The organism is Rhodococcus sp. KRD175, from assembly GCF_017168275.1.
Taxonomy (GTDB): Bacteria; Actinomycetota; Actinomycetes; order Mycobacteriales; family Mycobacteriaceae; genus Rhodococcoides; species Rhodococcoides fascians.
Window position 1 is genome coordinate 51,800 of sequence record NZ_JABFAQ010000013.1, and the last position, 23,024, is coordinate 74,823.

Here is a 23,024-nt window from a genome sequence, read left to right on the forward strand (position 1 = left end):
CGTGGGTAAGAGCAAAAGAAACAGCGGACCGAAGCAGGACAGCAACCGGGCGGCCAAGCTCGCGCAGCGTGAGGCCGAGCGCGCCAGCCTCGAGTCGGGGACGACGCGGCCGTTCGAGGGCCTGGCCGCAGAATGCGACCTGGTGGCGCTGCGCGAATTCGTGCCTTCGGCCACCGCCACCGCGCCGATCATCTCCGGCGGCCGCACCGTCACTCTGGCAACGGTATTGCCGGGAGCCGTCGCCGCTCTGGTACGCGAAGAGGCGGGCACTGTAGAAGGATTCGTCGGCCTGCAGGTTCAGTTGCAATCGAAAGACGTTGCCGCAGATATCAGTAGCGCGTTGGGCTGGGTCGCCGCCGCTCCCGCAGGTGAGTCGCTCGAAGCCTCGACGGTGGACGAGAATACCCCCGCATTGACCGATGTCCTCGACCCGTCTGCACTCCTCGAGATCACCGTGCATCAGGATTTCAATTGGTGGATCCCGGAAAGTGCCACTCCCGCAGCCGATGTGGCCGCAACCGTGGAGCGCGCGAATCAGGCGATCATGCCCTCGGCGCGGATCGAGGCCGACGGTGTCGTTGCAGCATGGTGGGTCGATGCCGGCGACAAGGCGCACATCCGGTGGGTTCGCCCGGAGAGCGAGGACGACGTCATGCTCGCCCTCGCACGGTTGCACGCTGCCGGAGACCTGAATCTCGGTGAGGGCTCGCGGTACGCAGGCTCGTTCCGTACGCACGGGTTGCTGGTGCCGGTGTTCGATCTCGATCCGGAGATGCATCCCACCGAATGGGCTGCTCCGACAAAGGAGTTCGGGGAGAAGCTGAACGAGGCTCTTGCCGTCGACGCCCCGCTCACGGGAGCGCAGCTGCGTTCGCGGGACGGCCTTCGTGGCCGTCAGGTCACCCTGCGCTGAGCAGTCGAGCCCAACCGAGAGGTGCGGCGGCCCGAAAGTCGGTGCACCGAAACGCACGTCGGGTGGCCGTCGGACAAGGGGCTGCTTGTCCGACGACCACCCGTATGAGCGCGAGATCTCTCGCGTTACTCGTCGATGCGTGTCGCGTGAAGCGAAATTACAGCGATCCGCCGGCGACGGTGGGTGCGCCTGCATCGGCGACGACGCTGGTGTTCATCTCGCGGGCAACGAACTGCTCGAGGTCGAACAGGTTGTGGCCGGCGCGGTCTGCGATGTTGAGCAAGGTCTTCATGCTGGCAACTTCCTCGACCTGCTCCTTGAGGAACCACTGCATGAACTGCTCGCCGAGGTAGTCGCCCTCTTCGCGGGCGGTGCTCGCCAGAGCGATGATCTGCTCGGTGACCGTCTCTTCCTGTGCCAGTGCGAGGGCGATGGCCTCACGCGGGTCCGTGAACACGGACTTCGAGGCGTCGACACCGGTCAGTTCGACGGTGATGTCGCGATCGAGGAAGTACTGGACGATCATCATCGCGTGGTTACGCTCTTCGACCGACTGCGCGTAGAAGTGCTTGGCCAGCTGCGGCAGGTCGACATTGGCGAAGTAGACGGCGGTGGCGATGTACTGCTGCGAGGCGTTGAACTCGTTGCGGATTTGGTCGCGAAGAAGTGCGTGGAACTTGGTGTGGTTCGTTTCTTTGATGTCTGCGCTCATGGTGAGAACAATATGCCTGGTCAGAGGGCATTGTCATCCAAGTCGAGCCTTATTGAGGCGAACGTAGCCTAATACAGTGAATCCTAAATGTCCCCTCTGAGCAGGGCGTAAGTTACGCGCTTCCGGCCTCTTTGGGTGCATTGGTGGCGCGGGTCACCGAGCCGAGCTCGCGTGCCACGTACTGCTCGATGTCGAACAGATCCGAACCTGCTCGCCGCACGATGTTGAGCAGGCTCTGCATCGCGGCTACTTCCTCGACCTGTTCGGTGAGGAACCAGTGCATGAATTGCTCCCCGATGTAATCGCCCTCGGCTCTGGCCGCCTGTGCGAGCGCGGTGACCCGATCGGTGACCGCCACCTCCTGCGCCAACGCCAACTCCACCGGTTCGGCGACCGAATCGAACGCGGTCACCACGTCGTCGATGCCCGACGCGTCCACCTCGAGTCGGTTGTCGATGAGGAACCGAATCATCATCATGGCGTGCCGACGCTCTTCGGCCGACTGGGCGTAGAAGCGGTGCGCCAACTGCGGAAGATCGTTGCGGTCGAACCAGATCGCGATGGCGACGTACTGCTGCGAGGCGGTGAACTCGTACCGAACCTGGGCGCGCAGTAGATCGTGAAACGAGGTGGTGGGCTCATGCGACGGCAATGTCATGATCCACAACGTACCGGCCGCACGCCCCCCGTCAGGGGCCGCCGGTCAGCAGATCTGCCGGAATTTCCCGATCCTGAGCGATGGCGTCGAAGAATGCCGGTGCCCTGGTGTCGTCCCACACGAGGACGTTGCCGACATCGGAGTCCTGGAAGCCGCCGACCGGCACTGTCGTCGTCACCGGCCCACCGCGCATCGCCCAGGCCAACCCGGCCAGGTTCCAGATGTGGTCTCCGTCGTCGACACTCAACGACGACGCGGTATCGGACACCAACGGCCACAGTTTCAAAGGATTGAGGAAAGTGGAAGCGCTGGTTGCCTTGTCGAGCAGAGCGGACATGAAGGCCCGCTGGTTGTTCATCCGGTCGAGGTCGGCCAATGCGGTCGCGCGGGATCGCACGAAGCCGAGTGCCTCGGAACCGTCGAGATCCTGACAGCCCGCGGGAATGTTGATGCCCGCCAACGGATCGTCGATCGCGTTCTGCACACACACGTTGACTCCACCGACGGCGTCGACGATTCCGGCGAAACCACCGAAGCCGATCTCGGCGTAGTGATCGATGTGTACACCCGTCGCACCCTCGACCGTCTGCACCAATAGGGACGGCCCGCCGAATGCGAACGCCGCGTTCAGCTTGTCCTCGCCGTTACCCGGAATCGGCACGTACGAATCGCGGGGCAGGCTGACCATCGTCGTCGCCCCGCCGCCCTCGGGGATGTGGATCATGATGATGGTGTCGGTGCGGCTGGGGCCCACTTCGCCGCCGGTCGCGAGAGATGCTTCCTGCTCCGGCGTCAGGCCGGCTCGTGAATCCGATCCCACGAGAAGCCAATTGGTGCCCGGGGTGTCGCCGATCCTGCCGGGGTACGAGGTCAGGGCGTCGACTCGCGTGAGCGAACTGTCGACGTAGTAGACGATGCCGCCGATGCCCAGAACGAGGACGAGGAGAACGATCAGGAAGCGACGGCCCCAGCGCCGACGCTTGCGCGGCTTCGCAACCTTGGGGGGACGTGAATCGCGTTGTGGCCGAGCTGGTTCCGGTCGTCGTAAGGCGCGCTGCGGAGAAGCCGGTGGCTGCCTGCGCTCGTCGACGTACGGTTCCGGTTGTTGGCGCGGTGCGTACCCGGTGCGCCCGGCCTCGTCCTCGGCAGCGCGGGAGTACTGGCGCGTCGAGTTCGGCGGAACGGAACCGGCAGGGCCGGGTTCGGGTGCCTGCGACCACGCCTGTTGCGGTGGGACAGGGGCACCAAGAGACAGGCCGAATCCCAGTTGATGCAGGCGTTCGTCGTCGATGCCGAAGTGATGGCCGATTTCGTGCGCGACGGTGATGGCGATTTCGCGTCGAGCCTCGTGTTCGTCGTCGACCATGTCGAGGATCGGTTTGCGGTAGATCGTGATGACGTCGGGCAAGTGGCCGCTGTATTCGTAGCGTTCGGTCAACGCGATTCCCTCGTACAACCCGAGGATGTCCTCGGTGGGGTGTTCCTCCTCGACGAGGACGACGACGTTGTTCATGAAGTCGGTGAGTTCTCGCGGCAGTGTGTCGAGAGCGTCGGACACCGCTTCCTCGAAGTCGACGCGGGTCATATGGGTGGGGATGTCAGCCTCCGGTGGTGATCGGAGCGGCACCGGGCAGCGGAGTCGGGAGGGCGCGGCCGTCGGGGGCTGCGGGCGGCGGCACTGGTGCGGCACCGTTGATGAGGATGTCGCCCTTCGCGCTGCCAACGATGGTTGCGAATCCACCGGAGTCGAGTTCCTTGCCCACCGAGCAGGTCACCTGACGGCTACCGGCGAGCCAGCTCGAGACGTCGATCGTGTCCCAGAACAACGTCAACGTCTTGTCCCGCAGCGCGTTCTCCGAGCCGAGGTATCCGTTGACGGCGTCGGTGCAGGTCTTCTCCAGGTACGCGTCCTGGTCGCCTTCCGACGGGTGCCCGCCGGGGAACTGCTGCGTGAGGTTGATCACCGAGGCCACCTCGAACGCGTGGGGAGTCGAGCAGTCCACCGGGTCGGCAGGCACGTTCTGGTTGATTCCGATGCACGTGCCCGTCGGCCACACCTTGGACTGGTCCTGGTCGAGGATCGAGCCGGTCATCTCGAGCAGCGCACCGGTGTTCGACGGCATCTGCACACCGCACCGCAGCGTGCGCTCGCCCTTGGCCCATCCGGCCTGGCTGGGGAACATCAGGCCGACGCCGTAGCGGCCGTTCGGGTCGAACTTGGCACCGACGTAGCCGTCGACGGCGGCGGTGCAGTGCTCGTCGCGCAGTTCGCCGAAGCGCAGCGCTCCCGGGTACGGCGCGCCGGGGCCGAATTCGATGCCGGGGTAGACGCTCATGTCGATGTCGCGGGCCACCTCGAAGCGGTGGGCGTCGGCGCACGGCACTTCGCTGAGGTCCTGACGATCGGTTTCGGGATCGTCGGTGGGCGTCCACTGCAGACATACGCCCGGGTCGGCGGCACCGAAGGACTTCGCGGACACCGGACCTGCGGTGGCGGGGCCACTGGCCGTCGAATGCGTGGTGATCTTCTCGGGAGTCGAGAATCCGCCGGACAGGAACACTGTTGCCCCCGCGGCCAGGACTGCACCGACGGCCACCATGGCGAGGCCGCGTCGAGCAGTGGTGGCCGAGAGAGTTCTCCGACTCTCGCTCGTCGTGGGGTCTGGTTCTGTAGCGGACATCGCCCTCCATCATGCCCGAGTATGTTCGGTCGACATGAGCGACCCAACGGGTGACGACGACCTCAGTGAGCTGGCCGGTCGACTGTTCGCAATGGCACGTACCGGTGACGCCGTCGGTCTGGCGAGTTACGTCGACGCCGGAGTTCGGGTGAATCTGCACAACGAGTCGGGGGACACCCTGCTCATGTTGGCCGCCTATCACGGTCACACCGATGCGGTACGGGTGCTGGTCGAACGCGGTGCCGATGTGAACAAGGCCAACGACAAGGGTCAGAGCCCACTCGCGGGCGCTGTGTTCAAAGGCGAGGACGAGGTGGTGCGGCTGCTCGTCGACGGCGGAGCCGACCCACACGGCGGCCACCCCTCGGCGATCGACGCAGCCACGATGTTCGGACGCGAGGACTACCTGGGCTTGCTCGGCAAGTAAGGTTTGCTCTCGTGATCGACCTGAAATTGCTTCGCGAGAACCCCGACGCAGTGCGCGCCTCGCAGCGCACCCGAGGCGAGGACCCCGCTCTCGTCGACGCTCTTCTGGACGCCGACGCCTCCCGCCGCGCCGCTGTGTTGGCCGGGGATCAGTTGCGTGCCGAGCAGAAGGCGCTGGGCAAGAAGGTCGGCAAGGCTTCGGCCGAGGACCGTCCCGCGCTGCTGGCCGGGGCATCGGAGCTGGCCGCGAAGGTCAAGGCGGCACAGGCAGCCGAGGCCGAGGCCGACGCAGCTCTCGACACGGCACACCGGGCGATCTCCAACATCGTCGAGGAGGGAACGCCCGCGGGCGGCGAGGACGACTTCGTGCTGCTCGAGACCGTCGGCGACGTCCCCGAGTTCGACTTCGAGCCCAAGGACCACCTGGAACTCGGCGAGTCGCTGAACCTGATCGACATGGAACGCGGAGCCAAGGTGTCGGGCTCACGCTTCTACTTCATGACCGGCTACGGCGCGTTGCTGCAGCAGGGGCTGCTTCAGCTCGCCGCGCAGAAGGCCGTCAAGAACGGGTTCACCATGATGATCCCGCCGGTTCTCGTGCGGCCGGAGATCATGTCGGGAACCGGCTTCCTCGGCGCACACGCAGACGAGATCTACCGCCTCGAAGCCGACGACCTGTATCTCGTCGGAACCTCCGAAGTTGCTCTCGCGGGCTACCACTCGGGCGAGATCATCGACCTCGCCGACGGCCCCAAGCGCTACGCCGGTTGGTCGTCGTGCTTCCGTCGTGAAGCGGGCAGCTACGGCAAGGACACCCGCGGCATCATCCGCGTCCATCAGTTCGACAAGATCGAGATGTTCTCGTACATCAAGCCCGAGGACGCGGCGGCCGAGCATCGGAAGCTGCTGCAGTACGAGAAGGAAATGCTCGCCGCAGTCGAATTGCCCTACCGCGTCATCGACACCGCAGGCGGAGACCTCGGGTCCTCGGCCGCTCGCAAGTTCGACTGCGAAGCTTGGGTCCCCACGCAGAAGGCATACCGCGAGCTCACCTCGACCTCGAACTGCACGACCTTCCAGGCCCGACGCCTCGGCGTGCGATACCGCGACGAGAACGGCAAGCCTCAGACCGCCGCCACCCTGAACGGCACCCTCGCCACCACGCGGTGGATCGTGGCGATCCTCGAAAACCACCAGCAGGCCGACGGCACCGTCCGAGTTCCCGAGGCCCTCGTGCCTTTCGTCGGGACCGATGTCCTGAAGTAATTCAGGATCAGGCGATGTCGCCGATGCAGTAGCCCTCGCCGCCGATCGCCAGCAGGAACGTGCGATTCTGGTACACCCCCGAGGCGTCGATGATGTCCGCATTGACCTGCGTGTAGACGCCGTTCTGAGCCGTCACGAACACACTGTCGGGATCGAACGAGGTGATGCTCGGCAGAATTGCCGGGTTCTCGGCCAGAGGTGGGGAAGTAGGAGACCCGGTGCCGTTCGGATCCCACGTGCCGCGGCTGTCGCACACCAGCGGGTAGCTCTCTTCGACGTCGCCCCGATTGACGGGGATACCGGCGATGCGTCCCAGATAGCGATCGACGGTGTAGACCGCGTCCGTCGCGTCGAACACCGGCGTCATGCCGGCGGGATAGACGGTAGGGCAGGCGTAGCCCGACGCGATCTCGCTGCGCTTGATGGCGACCGTTGCCGCGGGTCCGGTCCACGTCACCGCGTACTGACCGTCGACCGCGGGAGCCGCCACCGCTGCGAGGATGGCGCCGGTGTCGAAGTACATCGTCGGAATGTCGGTCGGCGGCACAGTCCAGCACCTCGCGGTGACGACACCTATTCCGCCGCCGGTGAGATCGTTGACGAACGGCCGTAGCGCCGCGGCGGCCGCAGGATTTCCGGGGGCTTCGCCGACGGGCGGACCCGGTGGGATGGGCGGCGGTGCCGGGGTGGTGGCCGAGGGCTCTGGGGTGCTCGGCTCGGCGGCATTCGCGGACTCGGCGGTGGACTCGGCACTGCTGCTGGACGGGGCTGCGTCCTGATCGGATGGGATCCCGACCGCGGAATCGCAGGCACCGACCAGCGCAATCATCGCTATCAGCGGCAGCGCGGTTCGGCAGACTCGGCTGCGCCGCGGTGAAGCCGCTCTGTTCTTCACGTGAATTCTCTCCCCCGTAGCTTCTCGAACTGCGCACGACCCGACCGCGCTCCTGGCCGGACCTTTCTCCGACCCCGTCCACCGACTACGCTAACCGACTGTGGAACCCGTCTACCGATCAGTCATCGGCATCGCTCGCACAGTGTTCGCGTTCGAGGGCCTGAAGTTCGAGGTCGAGGGCGAGGACCACATCCCTGCTACCGGTGGAGCGGTCATCGCCGTCAACCACACCGGATACATGGACTTCACCTACGCCGGGTTGCCGCCGCGGCGAGTGAAGCGCTACATCCGCTTCATGGCCAAGAAGGAAGTCTTCGACAACAAGATCTCCGGACCCATCATGCGCGCGCTCAAGCACATCCCCGTAGATCGTGGGGCAGGTGCGGAGTCCTACAAGTCGGCCGTGCAGAGTCTGCGCAACGGCGAACTGGTGGGCGTCTACCCCGAGGCCACCATCAGCCGGAGCTTCGAGATCAAGGAATTCAAGTCCGGTGCAGCGCGGATGGCCATCGAGGCCGGCGTCCCCATCATCCCGACGGTCATCTGGGGTGCGCAGCGAGTGTGGACCAAGGGCTACCCGAAGCGATTGGGCCGCACCAACACTCCGATCTCCATTGCCGTCGGTGAACCGATTGCGCCGGTCGGGCCGCCGAACGAACTGACCGACAAGCTGCGGTCGGTCATGCAGAAGATGCTGCTCGAGCTTCAGGAGGGCTACCACCACGAGCCCGGCGCGTACTGGGTTCCGGCCCGACTCGGTGGCAGTGCCCCGACCCTGGAGGAAGCCGACAAGCTCGACGCCCAGGATCTGGCGGCGCGCGCAGCCAAGCGCGTCGAGTAGTCGGCGGGCATGAACCTCCGCGGTGAACGGGTCGTGTTGCGGCCGATCACCGCTGAGGACGTGCCGGAGCTACGCCGAATACTGCACACCCCCGAGGTGCATGCGCGGTGGGGTGACGAGGACGCCGACGAGAGCTGGCCGTTCGACAACCCTGAAGAGACCCGCCTGGTTGTCGAATTGGACTCCGCGACAGTCGGTTTGATCCAGTACGGCGAAGAGACCGACCCGATGTACCGGCACGCGTCGATCGACATCTTCCTCGATCCGGCTGTACACGGCCGCGGCGTCGGAAAGGACGCGGTAGGCACGCTGGTGCGCTACCTGACAGTCGGTCTCGGTCATCACCGCCTGGTGATCGATCCCGCCGCCGACAACGCAGTGGCCATAGCCTGTTACAGCGCAGTCGGTTTCGAGCCCGTCGGGATCATGCGCAAGTACGAGAAGGGGCCGGACGGCTGGCACGACAGCCTGCTGATGGACTTGATCGTCGAGTAGCTGACATGTTCGGGATTTCAGGTGTTCACGCGTTCAGGGGGAGAGTCAGCCGGAATCGCGCGCCCGAAGGCCCTGCGAGGCAGACGAGTTCGCCGCCATGGGCGCGCGCCAGTGTTCGAGCGATCGACAGCCCCAGTCCGACGCCACCGGATGCTCGGTCACGGGCGGAGTTCAGCCTGACGAGTCGTTCGAAGATGCGCTCACGGTCTGCCTCTGCGACACCGGGTCCTTCGTCGTCCACGGTGACGAATGCGTGGGTGTCCCGGCCGACCGCTACCCGAATCGTGCCGTCGGACGGGGTGAAACGACCGGCATTGTCCAGCACGTTCGACAGGATTTGTTCGATGCGTCCGACATCGATGTGAACCATAATCGGTTGCGCGGCAGCGACATCGAACCGAATATCCGGCATGACCAGAGCTGCTCGCTCCACGGTGCGGCGGGTGATGTCGGCAAGGTCGGTATCGGTTGCGTCGAGATCCGACGTGTTCTCCGCACGGACGGAATCGAGCATGTCGCCCACCAAGCGTGACGCCCTGCTCGATTCCCCGACCAGCAGCTCGCTCCAGCGTGGGACTCGATCGGGGCGATGCTCGGCGTCGCGCTGCAGCGACTGCGCCAACGCCGAGATCCCGGCGACGGGAGTGCGCAGCTCGTGTGCGGCGTCGGCCAGAAAGCGCCGCATGTCCTCCTCGGCGAGGCGGGCTGTGCGCGCCGCTGCTGCCTCGCGGCGCTCGGCGTCCTCGAGGGCGTCGAGCATCTCGTCCACGGCCGAGGCGGTGCGGCCGAGGTCGGTGTTCGGTTTGGTGGGAAGCAGCCGTCTGCCCCTGTCGCCGTTGGTTATTCGGCGCGCGACCGATGTCATCGAGTCCAGCGGGGACAGTGCTCGCCGTACGGCAAAGGTGAGTGCTGCGGCGGCCAGTAGCAGCGTCACAGCACCCGCTCCCAGCATGAGGATGCGTAGTTGTCGCCGAACATCGGCGATGGCGGTGGTATCGCCGAGGAGAGACAGCGTCGAACCGTCGGGCAACGGTTCGGTGATCTCGAACGAATCGGACGGGGGCGCAGGAGGATCCGGCGGACCAGGGGGACTCGGAGTTCGCGACTGGCCCGCAGGCGGAGCCGGGGTGGCAGGCCGGATGTCCGGGCCAGGCGGTCCGCTGCCGGGAGCGCCATACACCGTGCCGTCCGCAGCCGTGACACGAACTCGGATGGCGTCGCCCTGCAGGGCCTGCACCAGATCCCCGGGCCCGACGCCGCTCTCCACGAGCTCGACAGCCCGAGTTGCCCGGTCCGACAACCGCGCCTCCAGATCACGCCGAAGCTGTTGACCCAGAACGACATCCACCGACGAGCCGACAATCACCAGCAGTGCCGCGAACAATACGACGACGGTGGCGACCACCCGCATCCGAAGCGACGGGGTCGGCGTCCGCTTCACTGCGGAGCCCGCAATGCATAACCCAAGCCGCGGACGGTATGGATCAACCGCGGCCCATGCGCTTCCATCTTGCGACGCAACGCGCTGATGTGAACTTCCACCAGGTTACCGTCGTACGCGCCGTAGCCCCAGACCGATTCCAGGATAGAGGTTTTGGAGACAGTACGTCCGCGTTGTGCGACGAGGAACGTGGCCAAGCGGAGCTCCGTCGCCGTCAGATCGAGAACCTGACCCGCCCGAGTGACCACTCCGGCGGGCTCGTCGACCAGTAGATCACCGACCTGGACCGCGTCGGACGAACGACCGCGACGCCGCAGCACGGATTTGGCGCGGGCGACCACCTCGTCGAGTTGGAACGGCTTGACCACGTAGTCGTCGGCACCGTCGCCGAGTCCACGCAACCGGTCGGCCAGCTGATCTTTCGCGGTGACCATGATGATGCCCGCGTCGCTGCTCTGTCGGACGACGTCGATGAGATCGAACCCGTCCCGTGCACCGGGCAGCATGACGTCGAGGATCACCACATCGGGACGGAAGCCTGCCATCGTGGGCTCGAAGTCGTCGCCGTCGGGCAGGGACACGGCGGTGAAACCCGCGTCCTCGAACGCGGCCACGAGCGCTTCCCTGATGGGTAACGAATCCTCCACCACCATCACCCGGGGAGCGGAACTGTATGTCATGCCTCGATTGTCACCCACCAGCTGAAGTGATCCTGAAGATGCGCCCAGCTTCAGGGTGACTTCAGCTAGCGGCGGCAGTGTCGGTGACAGACCGAAACGAACGACGCAGTCCGAACAAGGAGTGAACGTGAACGATCAGACCCAACCGATTCCCGCCGCATCGAACCCCGAGCCCACCCCGAGCGCCCAGGCAACTCGGGAGAGCAAGCCCAAGCGGTGGAAGGGACGGGCACCGCTGGCCGCGACCGCAGCAGCGGGACTTGCCATCGGAGCCCTGGTGACCGCGGCTGTGTTCGCAGCCGCCGGACCCGATGTCTCGCCAGGCGTGTCGACCGTGGCGTCGTCGTCTGCCCTCGGACAGCGAACCGACGGTGGTGGCGGTGTGGATGCATCGGAGGTGCCTGCGGCTCCTGCGGCACCCGATTCCGGTGACGGATCGACGGTTCCCGCAGTTCCGACCCCACCGGGTGATGGCGCAACACCACCGGCACCGGATAACGGCGCAACTCCGCCTGCCCCGCCCGCGGGTGGTCCGGGCAAGGGCGGACCGGCCGATGGTGGTCCGGGTAAGGGTGGGCCGGGCGCAGGTGGCCCGGGAGCGGTGTGCGCACCAGAAGACGGAGCGACGCCGCCCGCGCCGCCGGCACCGGCCGATGGCACAACTCCGCCCGCGCCGCCGGCACCCGCTGATGGTGCGACGCCTCCCGTACCGCCGGCAGCGCCGTCCGGTTCCTGAACGCAAGCTAGGTCGGTCCCCGCACCGGATCGGTGCGGGGACCGGTGTGGGTGGACGCGCGACTTCCGAACGCGCCCAGGGTTTTATCTCCCGCGGTACGCGGACGCCAGCGCGGCGTACTCGTCGAGGATTTTCAACGATTCGTCGTGCGGCGCGGTGGGCAGCATGAGCGCAAGCTGCCCGAATCCCAACTCTTCGCAGGCGTGCCAGTACTCGGGATCCGCGGGGGTGCCGAACTGTAGCAACGGAACGTCGTGCCCGAGTCCTTCGCGCATCGCATCGATGCGCGCGGACATGACATCGACGGGCTGTGGGTTGGCTATCCACCCGGCGTCGTGCCGGATGACGCGCTTCACCGTCGCATCGGAGGCACCGCCGATGAATATCGGGGGGTGCGGTGTCTGCACCGGCTTGGGACGGAGGTAGGAGGGTTCGATATCGACGTGCTTGCCGTGATACTCGGCCGGCTCGTTCGTCCACAGGGCTTTGATTGCTTCGATCTGCTCGTCCAACAGTGCACCCCGTGTCTTCGGGTCGGTGCCGTGGTTGCGGATCTCCTCGAGGAGCCAACCCGCTCCCACGCCGAATACGAACCGGCCCCGTGAGATCAGGTCGATACTGGCGGATTCTTTTGCAGTGGTGATGGGATCACGCTGAATGAGCAAGGTGATACCGGTGACCAGCTCGATCTTCGATGTCACCGCTGCGGCCGCTGCCAGAGTGACGAAGGGGTCGAGCGTCCGATAGTAGAAGTCGGGCATCTCTTCGCCGGTGGGAAACGCCGTCTCCCTACTGGCTGGGATGTGAGTGTGCTCGGCAACAACCAGCGAGTCGAATCCACGCTCCTCGATGGCGCGAGCCAGCGACACCGGGTCGATCCCGTCGTCGGTGACGAAGGTGGAGATTCCGATTTTCAATGCTGTTCCTAACGTCGGGTGTCGCCCGTGCACGGGGCGTGAAGTGGGATCACAGCCGGGGTCACTCCAGGATGAAGACGGGGAGTTGCCGGTCTGTCTGGGACTGGAATTCGGCGTACTGAGCGAAGGACTCGACGGCTAGCGTCCACCATTTCTCGCGCTCGGCCCCGTCGAGCTCGCGGGCCTGGAGGGTGAGAACCTTCGTCCCGTCTTGCACCGTGACGGTGGGGTTTGCCTTGATGTTGTAGTACCACGACGGGTTCGTGGCACCGGCACCGTTGGAACCGACCATGGCGTACTTGCCGTTGGCTTCGACGCGCATCAAGGGCACGTACCGCTTCTTGCCGGACTTCGCCCCGGTGATCGTGAACAGCACGACAGGCAGACCCTGATACTCGGCCCCCTCGGTGGTGCCCTGCTCGAGAATCTGCTCGGTCAGCTCGCGGACCCAGGACTTGGGGCTCAGCTCGGTTTCGGTGGCGGTCTCGTTATCAAGCACGTGGGCGCAAACAGTCGCCATGGCCGGAAATTCCCGATACGTCTCGCTCAACGAAACTTTGCCCCTTACTCCTGGTATTCCTGGTAATTCCACCCCTTCCACACCGGGGATCGTGGCATCGATGCGTGGGCAACGCGTGGTTGGCCGCGGGCGCAGATTATTGCCGAAGACATTTTGGGGTACATCCGTGTCCGACGTGCATCCGATGCGCGATCGGGCAGGCTGGGGTCTTCGCTTCGATAGCAGGGGGGGGCGACACCGGTATCGAAGCTGCGCTCCGGGAAGGCCGTGAGAATCGAGAAAAAGAACGGTAGACGGACAGTGATCACTGCCCGGGATTTCCGCGCAGGCTGTCGTCGCGCTGAATCGGGTCATCGATCGCGGTTGGACAGGTACACCGCGAAAATAGCCGTCGAGCCGAAAAAGGCTCAGTCGGCGGGACGGGCTTGATCAGCCTTGAGAGCAACGGTTTCCAACTCGGATCGGTACTGTGCCCACCAGGCTGCGTCGCCGTCGGCCATGTTCTCGTTGCCGAGGCGCAGTCCGACGGAGTTGTCTATCAATTCGCGCAGTATGTCTGCGTGCCCCGCGTGCCGGTTGGTCTCGGCGATCATCTGGACCAGGACTCGGTGCAGCGTCACTTCTTGTTTGTCCGCAGGCCAGTGCAGGACGCGTCCCGCTGCATCCAGGTCGAGTGAATCGATGGTCTTGTCGGCATACGTCCACGCCTCGCGGTACAGGGCGACAATGGATTCCGACGATTCTTCGGCGGTGGCCCACATGTCGGAATTCAGCCGGGCCATGCCCTCTGCTTCCAATTCCGCGAAACGAGCTGGAAACTCACGACCGAACGTGAGGCCGAAGTAGCCGTATTCGACGATGGCGAGGTGTTTGACCAACCCCAAGAGGTTGGTTCCCGTCGGCGTCATCGGTCGTCGCTTCTGGTATTCGGTGAGGCCGTCGAGCTTCCACAGCATGTTCTGGCGAGCGATCCGAAGGTATTGGTGCAGCTCGTTTTTCATGTCGTTCAGCTCGTGGATGCGTGCCACACGAGTGCTGCGGCCAGTGCGCCGAGTCCGTTCAACGACCAGTGCAGGGCGATGGGTGCGATGAGACTCCCGCTTCGACTGCGCAGCCAGGTGAAAACGACCCCGGCTGCGGCGGTCGCGACGACTGCGAGCGCGATCCCGACGATCTGCCCGAACAGCCCGCCGCCGAGAAATCCGCTGAGACCCACATTCCCGGCGGTCAGGCCGAGCGAGGACGCGATGTGCCACAGACCGAACAGTAGGGATCCCGCCGCGAAGACTCCGCGTGCACCGTAGATGCGGCCCAACGTGCCGTGCAGCACTCCACGGAACGCGAGTTCTTCCGGGATGACCGTTTGCAGCGGGATGACGATCATCGAGGCGACCAGAGCCGCGGAGATGGTGGCATAGCGATCGGCCATGAAGAAGGGCCGCGTCATCGGCAGCAATGCACCGATGGCGATGACGGTCAGGACGATGCCGACGGCACCGAGTGCGTAGAGCGAACCCGTCTTCCACTGCTTGGGTGACAGTCCCAGCTCGGCCCATCCGAGTCCGCGACGGTTCGACAGGATCACCAGGAGAACGGCGGCGATCGGAACCGTCGCGATACTCGCCCACACCGTGGTGAAGTGTGCGATGAGGTTGGTGCCCACGAGGACGAGAACGACGATGGCGACGTCGAGATAGGCGCGGACGGCCCGTCGGGGTGCCACGCTCCCGGCTGGATTGACGGCAAGCATTGGATCGAGTGTACCGGCGTCAGCTGATGACACCCGGAGAATCGAGGCTTCTGTCGAGGCCCTTACGGTCGTAGAGAAGGGTGAACACCAGGCCGAACACGAGCCCGATGAGCAGCCCGAGGGACGTCATACCCACCGAATGCAGCAGGCCGGCGTCGGGCGAGGCGTTGAAGTACAGGATCGATCGGGTGCCGAGGAAGATCTGATGCATCGGCTCGAACTGGGCCAGCCACGTGAAAATCGGCGGGCTTGCCTCGAGAGGAATCGTGCCACCCGAGGACGGCAGGGCCAGGATGATGAAGACGACCAAGTTGACCAGCAACCCTGCTGTGCCGAATGCGGACATCACCGCCAGCGCCGTGAATCCGACGGCGGTGATCGCGAACGCGCCGTACATCCACAGGGTCCACGCATGGGTGATGGGCATGCTCAGCAAGTGGCTGATCAGTAGGTACAGGGCGGATACGAGCATGGCCAGAACGAACATCACCAGCCACTTGACCAACAGCGTCTGGAACCGGCTGATCCGGGTGGGTCCGCGGTGGATGTACTTCGGGCCGATTTCGGTGGGGGTGAACCCCAACAAGCCGTCGACGAGGGTGCTGACGATGGTCGCACCGGTGAATCCCGCCAAGACGAGCAGTAGCGCGTAGTAGAACGCAGACAGGCCACCGCCGGTACCGTCGGGCAGTGGATCGTGCTGAGCAACAATCACATTGATCGGCTGCGCCAACAACAGAGCACTCGCGCCCGCAAGGGGAGTGTCGCCGAGCTGCTGGCGAACCTGATCGGTGATCTGTTGGCCCACGGTCTGATTCACCGATTCGAATGCAGGAGTGGCCACTCCGGTCACGAGCGACATTCCGAAGCTACCCGCCCGCGGATTCGTGTAGACGGTGATGATCGGCTTCTCGATATCACCGGGAACGATGCTGCCCTCGGCCAGAATTCCCATGCTCTTGGTGAAATCACTGGGGATGACGATGGAGCCGTAGACCTCGGCCGTGGACAGCAGCGATTCGGCCTGCGCCGGGCCGACCTCGCGGAAAGCGACCTTCTCGGAATCGACGTTCTGAGTCAATCCGTCGACGATGTCGTTGCCGATATTGCGTTGCTCACCCGCAAGGGTGTCGCCCTCGTCCTGGTTGACGATCGCAATGGGCAGATCGTGCAAGTTACCCCGTGGATCGAGAACACCGCCCAGATACAGTGCCGCGAGAAACGACATGAGGGTCGAGACGACAAGGATCGGAGCGAGCCAGAAGCGCGGCGAACGAAGGACGTCGGCCATCGACCGAGGGGTTCTGTCGGGTGTCACCGGATCAGTGTCGCAAGTTCGGCTGCTAACTGCGCGGTAGTTCTACCTGTGGACCGTCGGCCGTCCGGAATGGGCGTTACGCACACCCATGTGAGTGGAACTTCGTAGCAGGCTACGAAGTTCCATGCACATGCGGCGCAGCCGCTCCTAGGCGGTTGCCCGACGCGGCAGCTTCCAGTCCGGGCGAACCCAGTGGCAGGTGTAGCCCTCGGGGTACTTCTGCAGGTAGTCCTGGTGCTCGGGTTCGGCTTCCCAGAAATCTCCTGCCGGGGTCACCTCGGTGACGACCTTGCCCGGCCACAGCCCCGACGCGTCGACATCGGCGATCGTGTCCTCGGCCACGCGCTTCTGCTCGTCGTTCAGGTAGAAGATGGCCGAGCGGTAGCTGGCGCCGATGTCGTTGCCTTGACGATTCTTCGTGGTCGGGTCGTGAATCTGGAAGAAGAACTCCAGCAGATCCCGGTACGACGTCTGGGTGGGGTCATAGATCACTTCGAGCCCCTCGGCATGGTTGCCGTGGTTGCGGTACGTCGCGTTGGGGACTTCGCCGCCGGTGTAGCCGACGCGAGTGGAGACCACCCCGGGCAGCTTGCGGACGAGCTCTTCGGCTCCCCAGAAGCATCCTCCGGCGAGAATGGCGGTTTCGGTGGCTGCAGACATGTGCTCTCCTAGTTCTCTATCGAGCGATACGTGGGGTTCAACGAACGAGTCGTCCTCATAATTCCGAATCGTGGGTACGTTCGCCGACTTCGAGGACGAGTTTGCCGGTATTGGCACCGTCGAACAACAGATTCAGCGTCGATCCGAACACCGTGATTCCGCCGATCTCGATCTGCTCGCGCGCGGTCATCTTGCCGCTGGTGAGCAGCTCCGACAGAGCGTCGACGCCTTCCTGGTAGCGATCGAGATAGTCGAAGATGATGAACCCGGTCATCGACGCACGGTTGATCAGCAGGGACAGGTAGTGCGCGGGTCCGGGCTGCGGTTCGGTGGCGTTGTAGCCGGAGATGGCCCCGCACAACACCACTCGCGCACCTTTGCGCAGGCGCGAGAGAGCCGCATCGAGAATCTCGCCGCCGACGTTGTCGAAATACACGTCGATGCCCTTCGGTGCAGCGGCCTTCAGGGCCTTGTACACCGACTCGTTCTTGTAGTCGATCGCCGCGTCGAAGCCCAGCTCCTCGGTGAGCCAGGCGCACTTCTCGGGTCCGCCGGCAATCCCGATCACGTTGGCTCCCTTGGCTTTCGCGATCTGACCCGCGATGCTGCCGACGGCACCAGCCGCCCCGGAGATGACGACGGTGTCGCCCTCGGCCAGCTTGCCGACGTCCATCAACCCGAAGTAGGCCGTCAATCCCGGGAAGCCGAGGGCACCGAGCCACGTGGGTGCCGGTGCGATCGATTCGTCGACCTTCTGCACTCCCGACCCGTCCGAGATCGCATGCTCGGTGACGCCGAACGAGCCCGAAACAACCTCGCCGACAGCGTAATCCGGATGCCGGGACTCGAGGACGCGGCCGACGGCATGAGCACGCATCACCTCACCGATGCCGACGGGAGGCACGTACGAGCGCGCATCGTTGAGCCAACCGCGCATGGCGGGATCGAGGGAGACGTAGTCGACGGTGACGACGAATTCGCCGTCGCCCGGGGTGGGGATGGGTTCCTCGGTGAGATCCCACGTCGACTCGTCGGGACGCCCCACGGGCCGCTGAGCCAAGCGGATCTGACGGTTCACGGATGTCATCTACCGTTCCTTCCACATCGAAGACGTGCATGTCGAAAACAGGGTCCTTCGACACTAGGGCAGAATGACGTCACGATGACCAACGCGCCGAACACCACCCGCCTCGCCCCTCGCCTCGTCGCCAGCGATGTCGACGGAACCCTGCTCGACCAGCACGAACGTGTCAGCGAACGCACCAAGCGAGCTGTCGCAGCCGTCGTAGCGGACGGAGTGCCGTTCGTGCTGTCCACCGGCAGGCCGCCGCGGTGGATCCACCCCGTCGTCGACGGTCTCGGATACGCGCCGATGTCGGTGTGCGCCAACGGTGCGGTCATCTACGACGCGGCCACCGATCGCGTGCTCAGTGCGGAGACCCTCGATGTCGAGACGTTGCAGTGGCTGGCCGACGTCGCGTACCGCGCGCTACCCGGCTGCGGTCTCGCGGCCGAGCGCGTCGGCCGATCGGCGCACGACGCGGCGACGCCGCAGTTCGTCAGCTCGCCCGGCTACGAGCACGCGTGGCTCAATCCCGACAACGTCGAGATGTCCGAGGACGACGTCGTCGACGTCCCCGCGGTGAAGCTGCTGATACGACTGTCGGGATCGACCAGCGGCCACATGGCAAACATTCTCTCGCCGCTGATCTCCGGCCGCGCCGACCTGACCTTCTCTACCGACAACGGGCTCATCGAACTGTCGGCCCCGGGCGTCACGAAGGCGTCGGGCCTGGCCAAGGTCGCCGAGACCCTGTCCGTGGACGTCGCCGATATCGTCGCCTTCGGGGACATGCCCAACGACGTCCCGATGCTGTCGATGGTCGGCCTGGGCGTCGCCATGGGCAACGCGCATCCGGCCGCCGTCGCCGCCGCGGACGAAGTGACCGTCACCAACGCAGACGACGGAGTGGCGCAGGTACTCGAACGCTGGTGGTGATTCGTTGGTAGAGCGGCGCATCGAACACGACAAGGGCCGAGTCACCACGGTGACTCGGCCCCTTGTCGACTGTCTGAACTCAGCCCGCGGGTGCGGGCTCCGGTGCCGGAGCGGGCTCGGCAACAGGTGCCGGCTCCACCGGCGCGGCGACCGGCTTCTGCATTTCTGCGTTGTAGGTGTCGTTGTACGTCTTGATCACCGTGGTCACGATGCCGGTGAGCTCGTTGAAGATGAGCGAACCGTTCTCGAAGTCCGTTCGGAAGCCCTCCGGCACCTTGAACTCGTCGGTGAGCGGCAGACCGAGGACGCCGTCGACACCGCCCTGCTGCAGGTACTGCTGGAAGATCTTGCCGATGACGGCCACGGCCTGGCCGGCCATGTTGGTGATGATCTCGCCGTTCTGGAACTGAGCCTTCTCGCGGCCGCCGCTGACCTGAACCAGGCCGCTGACCGGTACGCCGAGAGCGCCGGTTTCGCCGCCCGAGGACAACCACTTCTGCGCGACGGGGCTCGTCGACGCCAGGCGCTGCAATTCTGCGACCAGGGCCGGGATGTTCTCGCCCAGAGTCGAACTGACGTCCGTGCCCGGGCGTGACGGTGCCGGGTCGGTCACCGCGGTGTCCGGTGCGGTGGCATCGGACGCGGTCTCGGGTGCTGCCGGTGTGACGTCGCCGCCACCGCCGAGGTTCGCGGCCGCGATGTCGCGGATCTCCCCGAGCCTGGCGTATCCGGCGTCACCGGGGCATTCGGTGTTGCCGACGTCGCGGTGACCGAAGATCACCGGCAGGTCGACGGTTTTGCCTTTGCCGATGAACGTGAAATCCGTTCCCTCGGAGGTCATCGTCGTGGTCCCCTTGGGATCCAGACCTGCCTTGCCGAGTCGCCAGCCGAGGAACTTGCCGACCGAGTCGACGGTCTCCTGCGACGGATCCTGAGTGGAGTAGTCGCCCATCATGGCCACTCCGACGGTGTTCTCGTTGAATCCACCGGCGTGCGCACCCTGGACCGGCTTGTCCAAGCCGCCGGCGCGACCCTCGAAGATCTGGCCGTACTTGTCGACGAGTGCGTTGTAGCCGATGTCGCACCAGCCCAGAGTCTGTGCGTGGTACGCGTAGATGGCGCGGACGATCTCGGCCGATTCGGACTTCGAGTAGTCGTTGCTGCCTGCGGTGTGGTGCACGGTGGCACCGCCGATGAAATCGTCGATTGTCGGGTTGGCGCAACGGATCGACTCGTCGGCACCCCACTGGGCGCGGGTGATGACGTTGGGGCCTGCATCGCCCGCCACCGGAGTGGCGAGGTCGCTCAACGCCGAATCGGCGGGGGACGTGCCGGGGGTGATGAGCACGGCGCTGATGTCGCTCACTGCCGACGCCAACTGCTCGGCCGACACCTCAGGAGCGGCTTCGGGCGCAGCAGGCTCTATCGGTGCCGGATCCTGTTGGCGCAGCGGCTTGCTCGACGACGCGGGTGTGTAGCCCAAAGGCTGCTCCGCAGCGGCGGGAGCAGGCGCAGGTGCGGAGGCATCGGAAGGCAGCGGAACAACCGGGACCTCCGGAACCGGCGGCGTTGCAAAGCTTTCGGGAGCAGCGCTGCTCGTCAGCGGAGTCAACAGCACCTGCACGGCCTTGGTGAGTCCCACGAAGATCGGTTCGGTGCCCTGCTTTTCCGCAGCGGGAACGGCGTCGCTCGCAGTGGTATCCACCGGTGCGGTCTGCAGCCACGGGCCCCAGGATCCGTCCTCGAGCTGACGTCGAACCTGTGCGCTCGCGCCGTTCAGCTGCTCGGAGGTCAACGCCACCATGCTGAACGGGGTGTCCTGCGAGATTTCCTTGACTGCCGCTCCGAGCGGCGGCCCGGTGGGGTCGGCAGCCTCAGGATTGACCGGTGCCGAGGCGTCCACCCTGGGGATCGGGGCCTGCGCGGTTGCGCCACCCGGAGCCGGCGTCGTGAGACCCGGGATGTCGGGAATCTCGATCGGCGGGATCACGATGGAATCCGGCAGCGGCAGGTATTTCAGATCGGAGAGCCGCAGATCGGGCAGCGGCAGGCCGGTGAGCTCCTGCAGCGGAATGACGATGTCCGGCGCAGCGCTCAGCGCGGTCTCGACGATCTTCGTCGGCACGGTGACCGGGGTTGTCTCGTTGGCCGGTCGAACTCCGGTGGTCGTGCTGTCTGTCAGCCCTGCGACCGCAAACGGGGTCGCGACGGCGAGTAGTGCGACAGCACCGAGAACGATCGACGGCTTCGTTCGACGGTTCGGCAAGGCGGTACTCCCTGGTTGGTGGTAGGTACGCGTCGTAGGATCTTCACTGCTGAACAACATGAATCACATCAGCAACATGAGTCCCATCAGACACAAGGCTAAACCTTAGCTTGACAGTTAGCCACAGCCGGGAAGTTCCAGTGGCGCGGCGCGTCGGGGCTTGCATTCCTGGGTCATTCCGCAGGCTCCACTCCCGCCTTCATGGGTCATTCCGCAGGCTCCACTCCCGCCTTCATGGGTCATTCCGCAGGCTCCACTCCCGCCTTCATGGGTCATTCCGCAGGCTCCACTCCCGCCCCCTACGCTTTCCACCTGTGACTGTTCACTTCATCGGAGCCGGACCCGGAGCGGCAGACCTGCTCACGTTGCGGGCCGTCGAGTTCCTGCGATCCAGTCCGGTGTGTGTCTACGCCGGTACCTACATCGACGACGCCATCCTCGAACATTGCTCGGCCGGTACTCGCCTGGTCGACACCGCGAAGCTCGATCTCGATGCCATCACCGCCGAACTCATCGCCGCCGACCAGCGCGGGGACGACGTCGCACGCCTGTGCTCGGGTGATCCGTCCCTCTACTCCGCGATCGCAGAACAGTCGGCTCGACTCGACGCCGCGGGTGTGCCGTGGGACATCACGCCGGGAGTGCCCGCCTACGCGGCCGCTGCGGCCACGTTGGGCGTCGAGCTGACCGTTCCCGAGGTGACGCAATCGGTGGTCCTCACTCGCGCGCAGGCCCGCTCGACGGCGATGCCGGACACCGAGGCGCTGGCCAATTTCGCCGCCACTCGCGCGACGTTGGCACTGCATCTGGCCATCACTCGCACCCGCATCATCGCCGACGAGTTGGCGCAGTTCTACGGCTCGGACTGCCCGGCCGCGGTCGTCTTCCATGCCAGCAAGCCCGACGAGATGGTTCTGCGCGGCACTCTGGCCGACATCGCCGACCAGGTCGAGGCCGCCGGCCTGCGTCAGGCCGCAGTGATCCTCGTCGGTCCTGCTCTGGCTCGTCGCGTCTTCGCCGAATCCCACCTGTACGACGCCTGCCGGGACCGCTCGTGAAAATCCATCTGATCGGCATCGGCGGTGGTCACCCGGACCAGGTGACGGTGCAAGCCGTCGAGAAGCTGCGGGCCGTGGACGTGTTCGTCGTGGCAGACAAGGGTGCGTCCGTCGGGGATCTCGCAGCAGCCAGGCAGGAGATCCTCGAACGCCACCACGGTGGAAGCTACCGGGTCATCGAGGTGCCCGACCCCCCACGCGACCGGTCACCTCGGCAGTACGAGACCGCGGTCCTCGATTGGCACGACGCCCGCGCCCGGGCGTACGCCGACGTGCTCGACGGTCTCGCCGACGGCACCGTCGTGGGGTTTCTCGTCTGGGGCGACCCGGCGCTCTACGACAGCACGATCCGCGTCGTCGAGCGGATCGCCCAACTGCGCGGCGACATCGAGTTCGATGTCACACCCGGCATCTCCAGCGTGTCCATGCTGGCGGCGAGTCATCGACTCGTCCTCAATCGCATCGGGGGCCCGATCGTCATCACCACCGGCAGGAACCTGGCCGGCGACGTCGCAGCCGGGCTGGACAACCTCGTCGTCATGCTCGACGGCAACCTGGCCTGCAGTGCGCTGACCGGCGCAGGCTGGGGCATCCACTGGGGAGCCAACCTGGGTACGACCGACGAGAAGCTCGTGGCCGGGCCGCTCGACGACGTGCTCGACGACATTCGCCGCGCCCGCGCCGAGGTCAAAGAGGCACACGGCTGGGTGATGGATACCTACCTGCTCCGACGCCTGCCAGGTTGACACCGGACCGGCCGGGCGGTGCCTGGCGGGGTGGAGCCGTCACGAT

General features: G+C 65.3%; 24 protein-coding genes. 9 read left to right on the forward strand and 15 right to left on the reverse strand.

Annotation, left to right across the window (positions count from 1 at the left end):
* Position 1 precedes the first annotated feature (1 nt).
* Positions 2-913, forward strand: a complete 912-nt coding sequence (locus J1M81_RS19430) for a DUF5926 family protein (protein ID WP_206498631.1) — start codon at positions 2-4, stop codon at positions 911-913.
* Between the two features lie 157 nt (positions 914-1,070).
* Here the strand turns inward: J1M81_RS19430 and J1M81_RS19435 are convergent, their stop codons facing one another.
* From J1M81_RS19435 to J1M81_RS19450, 4 genes are all read right to left on the reverse strand, one after another.
* Complete coding sequence (locus J1M81_RS19435; protein WP_027494851.1) at positions 1,071-1,625, reverse strand: ferritin; 555 nt, start codon at positions 1,623-1,625, stop codon at positions 1,071-1,073.
* 112 nt (positions 1,626-1,737) lie between these two features.
* A complete protein-coding gene (locus J1M81_RS19440) occupies positions 1,738-2,283 on the reverse strand; it encodes a ferritin (protein WP_032371710.1) in 546 nt (181 codons plus the stop codon).
* A gap of 31 nt (positions 2,284-2,314) precedes the next feature.
* Complete coding sequence (locus J1M81_RS19445) at positions 2,315-3,868, reverse strand: LCP family protein (protein ID WP_206498632.1); 1,554 nt, start codon at positions 3,866-3,868, stop codon at positions 2,315-2,317.
* Positions 3,869-3,881: 13 nt separating this feature from the next.
* Complete coding sequence (locus J1M81_RS19450) at positions 3,882-4,964, reverse strand: septum formation family protein (RefSeq protein WP_027494837.1); 1,083 nt, start codon at positions 4,962-4,964, stop codon at positions 3,882-3,884.
* A 34-nt stretch (positions 4,965-4,998) separates the two neighbouring features.
* Here J1M81_RS19450 and J1M81_RS19455 point away from each other — a divergent pair, with 34 nt between their 5' ends.
* Together J1M81_RS19455 and serS are read left to right on the forward strand one after the other, a co-directional pair.
* Positions 4,999-5,391, forward strand: a complete 393-nt coding sequence (locus tag J1M81_RS19455) for an ankyrin repeat domain-containing protein (protein WP_206498633.1) — start codon at positions 4,999-5,001, stop codon at positions 5,389-5,391.
* 11 nt (positions 5,392-5,402) lie between these two features.
* The gene (serS, locus tag J1M81_RS19460) at positions 5,403-6,656 is read left to right on the forward strand and encodes a serine--tRNA ligase (protein ID WP_032371704.1); all 1,254 of its coding nucleotides are present in this window, start codon (positions 5,403-5,405) and stop codon (positions 6,654-6,656) included.
* 7 nt (positions 6,657-6,663) lie between these two features.
* Here the strand turns inward: serS and J1M81_RS19465 are convergent, their stop codons facing one another.
* On the reverse strand, positions 6,664-7,551 hold the full coding sequence (locus J1M81_RS19465; RefSeq protein ID WP_206498634.1) for a hypothetical protein: 888 nt from the start codon (positions 7,549-7,551) through the stop codon (positions 6,664-6,666).
* 100 nt (positions 7,552-7,651) lie between these two features.
* Between J1M81_RS19465 and J1M81_RS19470 the strand changes: the two genes are divergently transcribed.
* Positions 7,652-8,392 (forward strand): 1-acyl-sn-glycerol-3-phosphate acyltransferase, encoded by a 741-nt coding sequence (locus tag J1M81_RS19470; protein ID WP_027494833.1) that lies wholly within the window; start codon positions 7,652-7,654, stop codon positions 8,390-8,392.
* A gap of 9 nt (positions 8,393-8,401) precedes the next feature.
* Positions 8,402-8,887 (forward strand): GNAT family N-acetyltransferase, encoded by a 486-nt coding sequence (locus tag J1M81_RS19475; protein WP_027494832.1) that lies wholly within the window; start codon positions 8,402-8,404, stop codon positions 8,885-8,887.
* Positions 8,888-8,912: 25 nt separating this feature from the next.
* Here the strand turns inward: J1M81_RS19475 and J1M81_RS19480 are convergent, their stop codons facing one another.
* Positions 8,913-10,328 (reverse strand): HAMP domain-containing sensor histidine kinase, encoded by a 1,416-nt coding sequence (locus J1M81_RS19480; protein ID WP_283348115.1) that lies wholly within the window; start codon positions 10,326-10,328, stop codon positions 8,913-8,915.
* Positions 10,325-11,008 (reverse strand): response regulator transcription factor, encoded by a 684-nt coding sequence (locus J1M81_RS19485; protein ID WP_080731811.1) that lies wholly within the window; start codon positions 11,006-11,008, stop codon positions 10,325-10,327. The genes J1M81_RS19480 and J1M81_RS19485 overlap by 4 nt, the downstream gene beginning before the upstream one ends.
* Before the next feature lie 127 nt (positions 11,009-11,135).
* On the opposite strand from J1M81_RS19485, the gene J1M81_RS19490 reads away from it, so the two are divergent.
* Complete coding sequence (locus tag J1M81_RS19490; RefSeq protein WP_206498635.1) at positions 11,136-11,744, forward strand: hypothetical protein; 609 nt, start codon at positions 11,136-11,138, stop codon at positions 11,742-11,744.
* An 83-nt stretch (positions 11,745-11,827) separates the two neighbouring features.
* On the opposite strand, the gene J1M81_RS19495 is transcribed toward J1M81_RS19490, so the two are convergent.
* From J1M81_RS19495 to J1M81_RS19525, 7 genes are all read right to left on the reverse strand, one after another.
* Positions 11,828-12,661 (reverse strand): LLM class F420-dependent oxidoreductase, encoded by an 834-nt coding sequence (locus J1M81_RS19495; protein ID WP_027494828.1) that lies wholly within the window; start codon positions 12,659-12,661, stop codon positions 11,828-11,830.
* 61 nt (positions 12,662-12,722) lie between these two features.
* Positions 12,723-13,160, reverse strand: coding sequence for a nitroreductase family deazaflavin-dependent oxidoreductase (locus J1M81_RS19500; RefSeq protein ID WP_283348114.1), 438 nt, complete (start codon positions 13,158-13,160; stop codon positions 12,723-12,725).
* Positions 13,161-13,588: 428 nt separating this feature from the next.
* On the reverse strand, positions 13,589-14,182 hold the full coding sequence (locus J1M81_RS19505) for a DinB family protein (RefSeq protein WP_206498637.1): 594 nt from the start codon (positions 14,180-14,182) through the stop codon (positions 13,589-13,591).
* Between the two features lie 5 nt (positions 14,183-14,187).
* Entirely contained in the window at positions 14,188-14,931 is a 744-nt protein-coding gene (locus J1M81_RS19510; RefSeq protein WP_027494825.1) for a CPBP family intramembrane glutamic endopeptidase, read from the reverse strand.
* A gap of 19 nt (positions 14,932-14,950) precedes the next feature.
* Positions 14,951-16,249, reverse strand: a complete 1,299-nt coding sequence (locus J1M81_RS19515; protein WP_371831418.1) for a YhgE/Pip domain-containing protein — start codon at positions 16,247-16,249, stop codon at positions 14,951-14,953.
* A 147-nt stretch (positions 16,250-16,396) separates the two neighbouring features.
* Positions 16,397-16,909 carry a peptide-methionine (S)-S-oxide reductase MsrA gene (gene msrA / locus J1M81_RS19520; RefSeq protein WP_027494823.1) on the reverse strand — a complete coding sequence of 171 codons (513 nt, stop codon included), beginning with the start codon at positions 16,907-16,909 and terminating at the stop codon, positions 16,397-16,399.
* A gap of 55 nt (positions 16,910-16,964) precedes the next feature.
* The gene (locus J1M81_RS19525; protein ID WP_206498638.1) at positions 16,965-17,996 is read right to left on the reverse strand and encodes an NADP-dependent oxidoreductase; all 1,032 of its coding nucleotides are present in this window, start codon (positions 17,994-17,996) and stop codon (positions 16,965-16,967) included.
* Positions 17,997-18,071: 75 nt separating this feature from the next.
* On the opposite strand from J1M81_RS19525, the gene J1M81_RS19530 reads away from it, so the two are divergent.
* Positions 18,072-18,908, forward strand: coding sequence for a Cof-type HAD-IIB family hydrolase (locus tag J1M81_RS19530; RefSeq protein ID WP_027494821.1), 837 nt, complete (start codon positions 18,072-18,074; stop codon positions 18,906-18,908).
* 79 nt (positions 18,909-18,987) lie between these two features.
* On the opposite strand, the gene J1M81_RS19535 is transcribed toward J1M81_RS19530, so the two are convergent.
* Positions 18,988-21,174, reverse strand: coding sequence for a peptidoglycan recognition protein (locus J1M81_RS19535; protein ID WP_206498639.1), 2,187 nt, complete (start codon positions 21,172-21,174; stop codon positions 18,988-18,990).
* Between the two features lie 314 nt (positions 21,175-21,488).
* On the opposite strand from J1M81_RS19535, the gene cobM reads away from it, so the two are divergent.
* Positions 21,489-22,232 (forward strand): precorrin-4 C(11)-methyltransferase, encoded by a 744-nt coding sequence (cobM, locus tag J1M81_RS19540; protein ID WP_032388104.1) that lies wholly within the window; start codon positions 21,489-21,491, stop codon positions 22,230-22,232.
* Entirely contained in the window at positions 22,229-22,978 is a 750-nt protein-coding gene (cobF, locus tag J1M81_RS19545; protein ID WP_027494818.1) for a precorrin-6A synthase (deacetylating), read from the forward strand. Before cobM ends, cobF begins: the two co-directional genes overlap by 4 nt.
* Positions 22,979-23,024 lie beyond the last annotated feature (46 nt).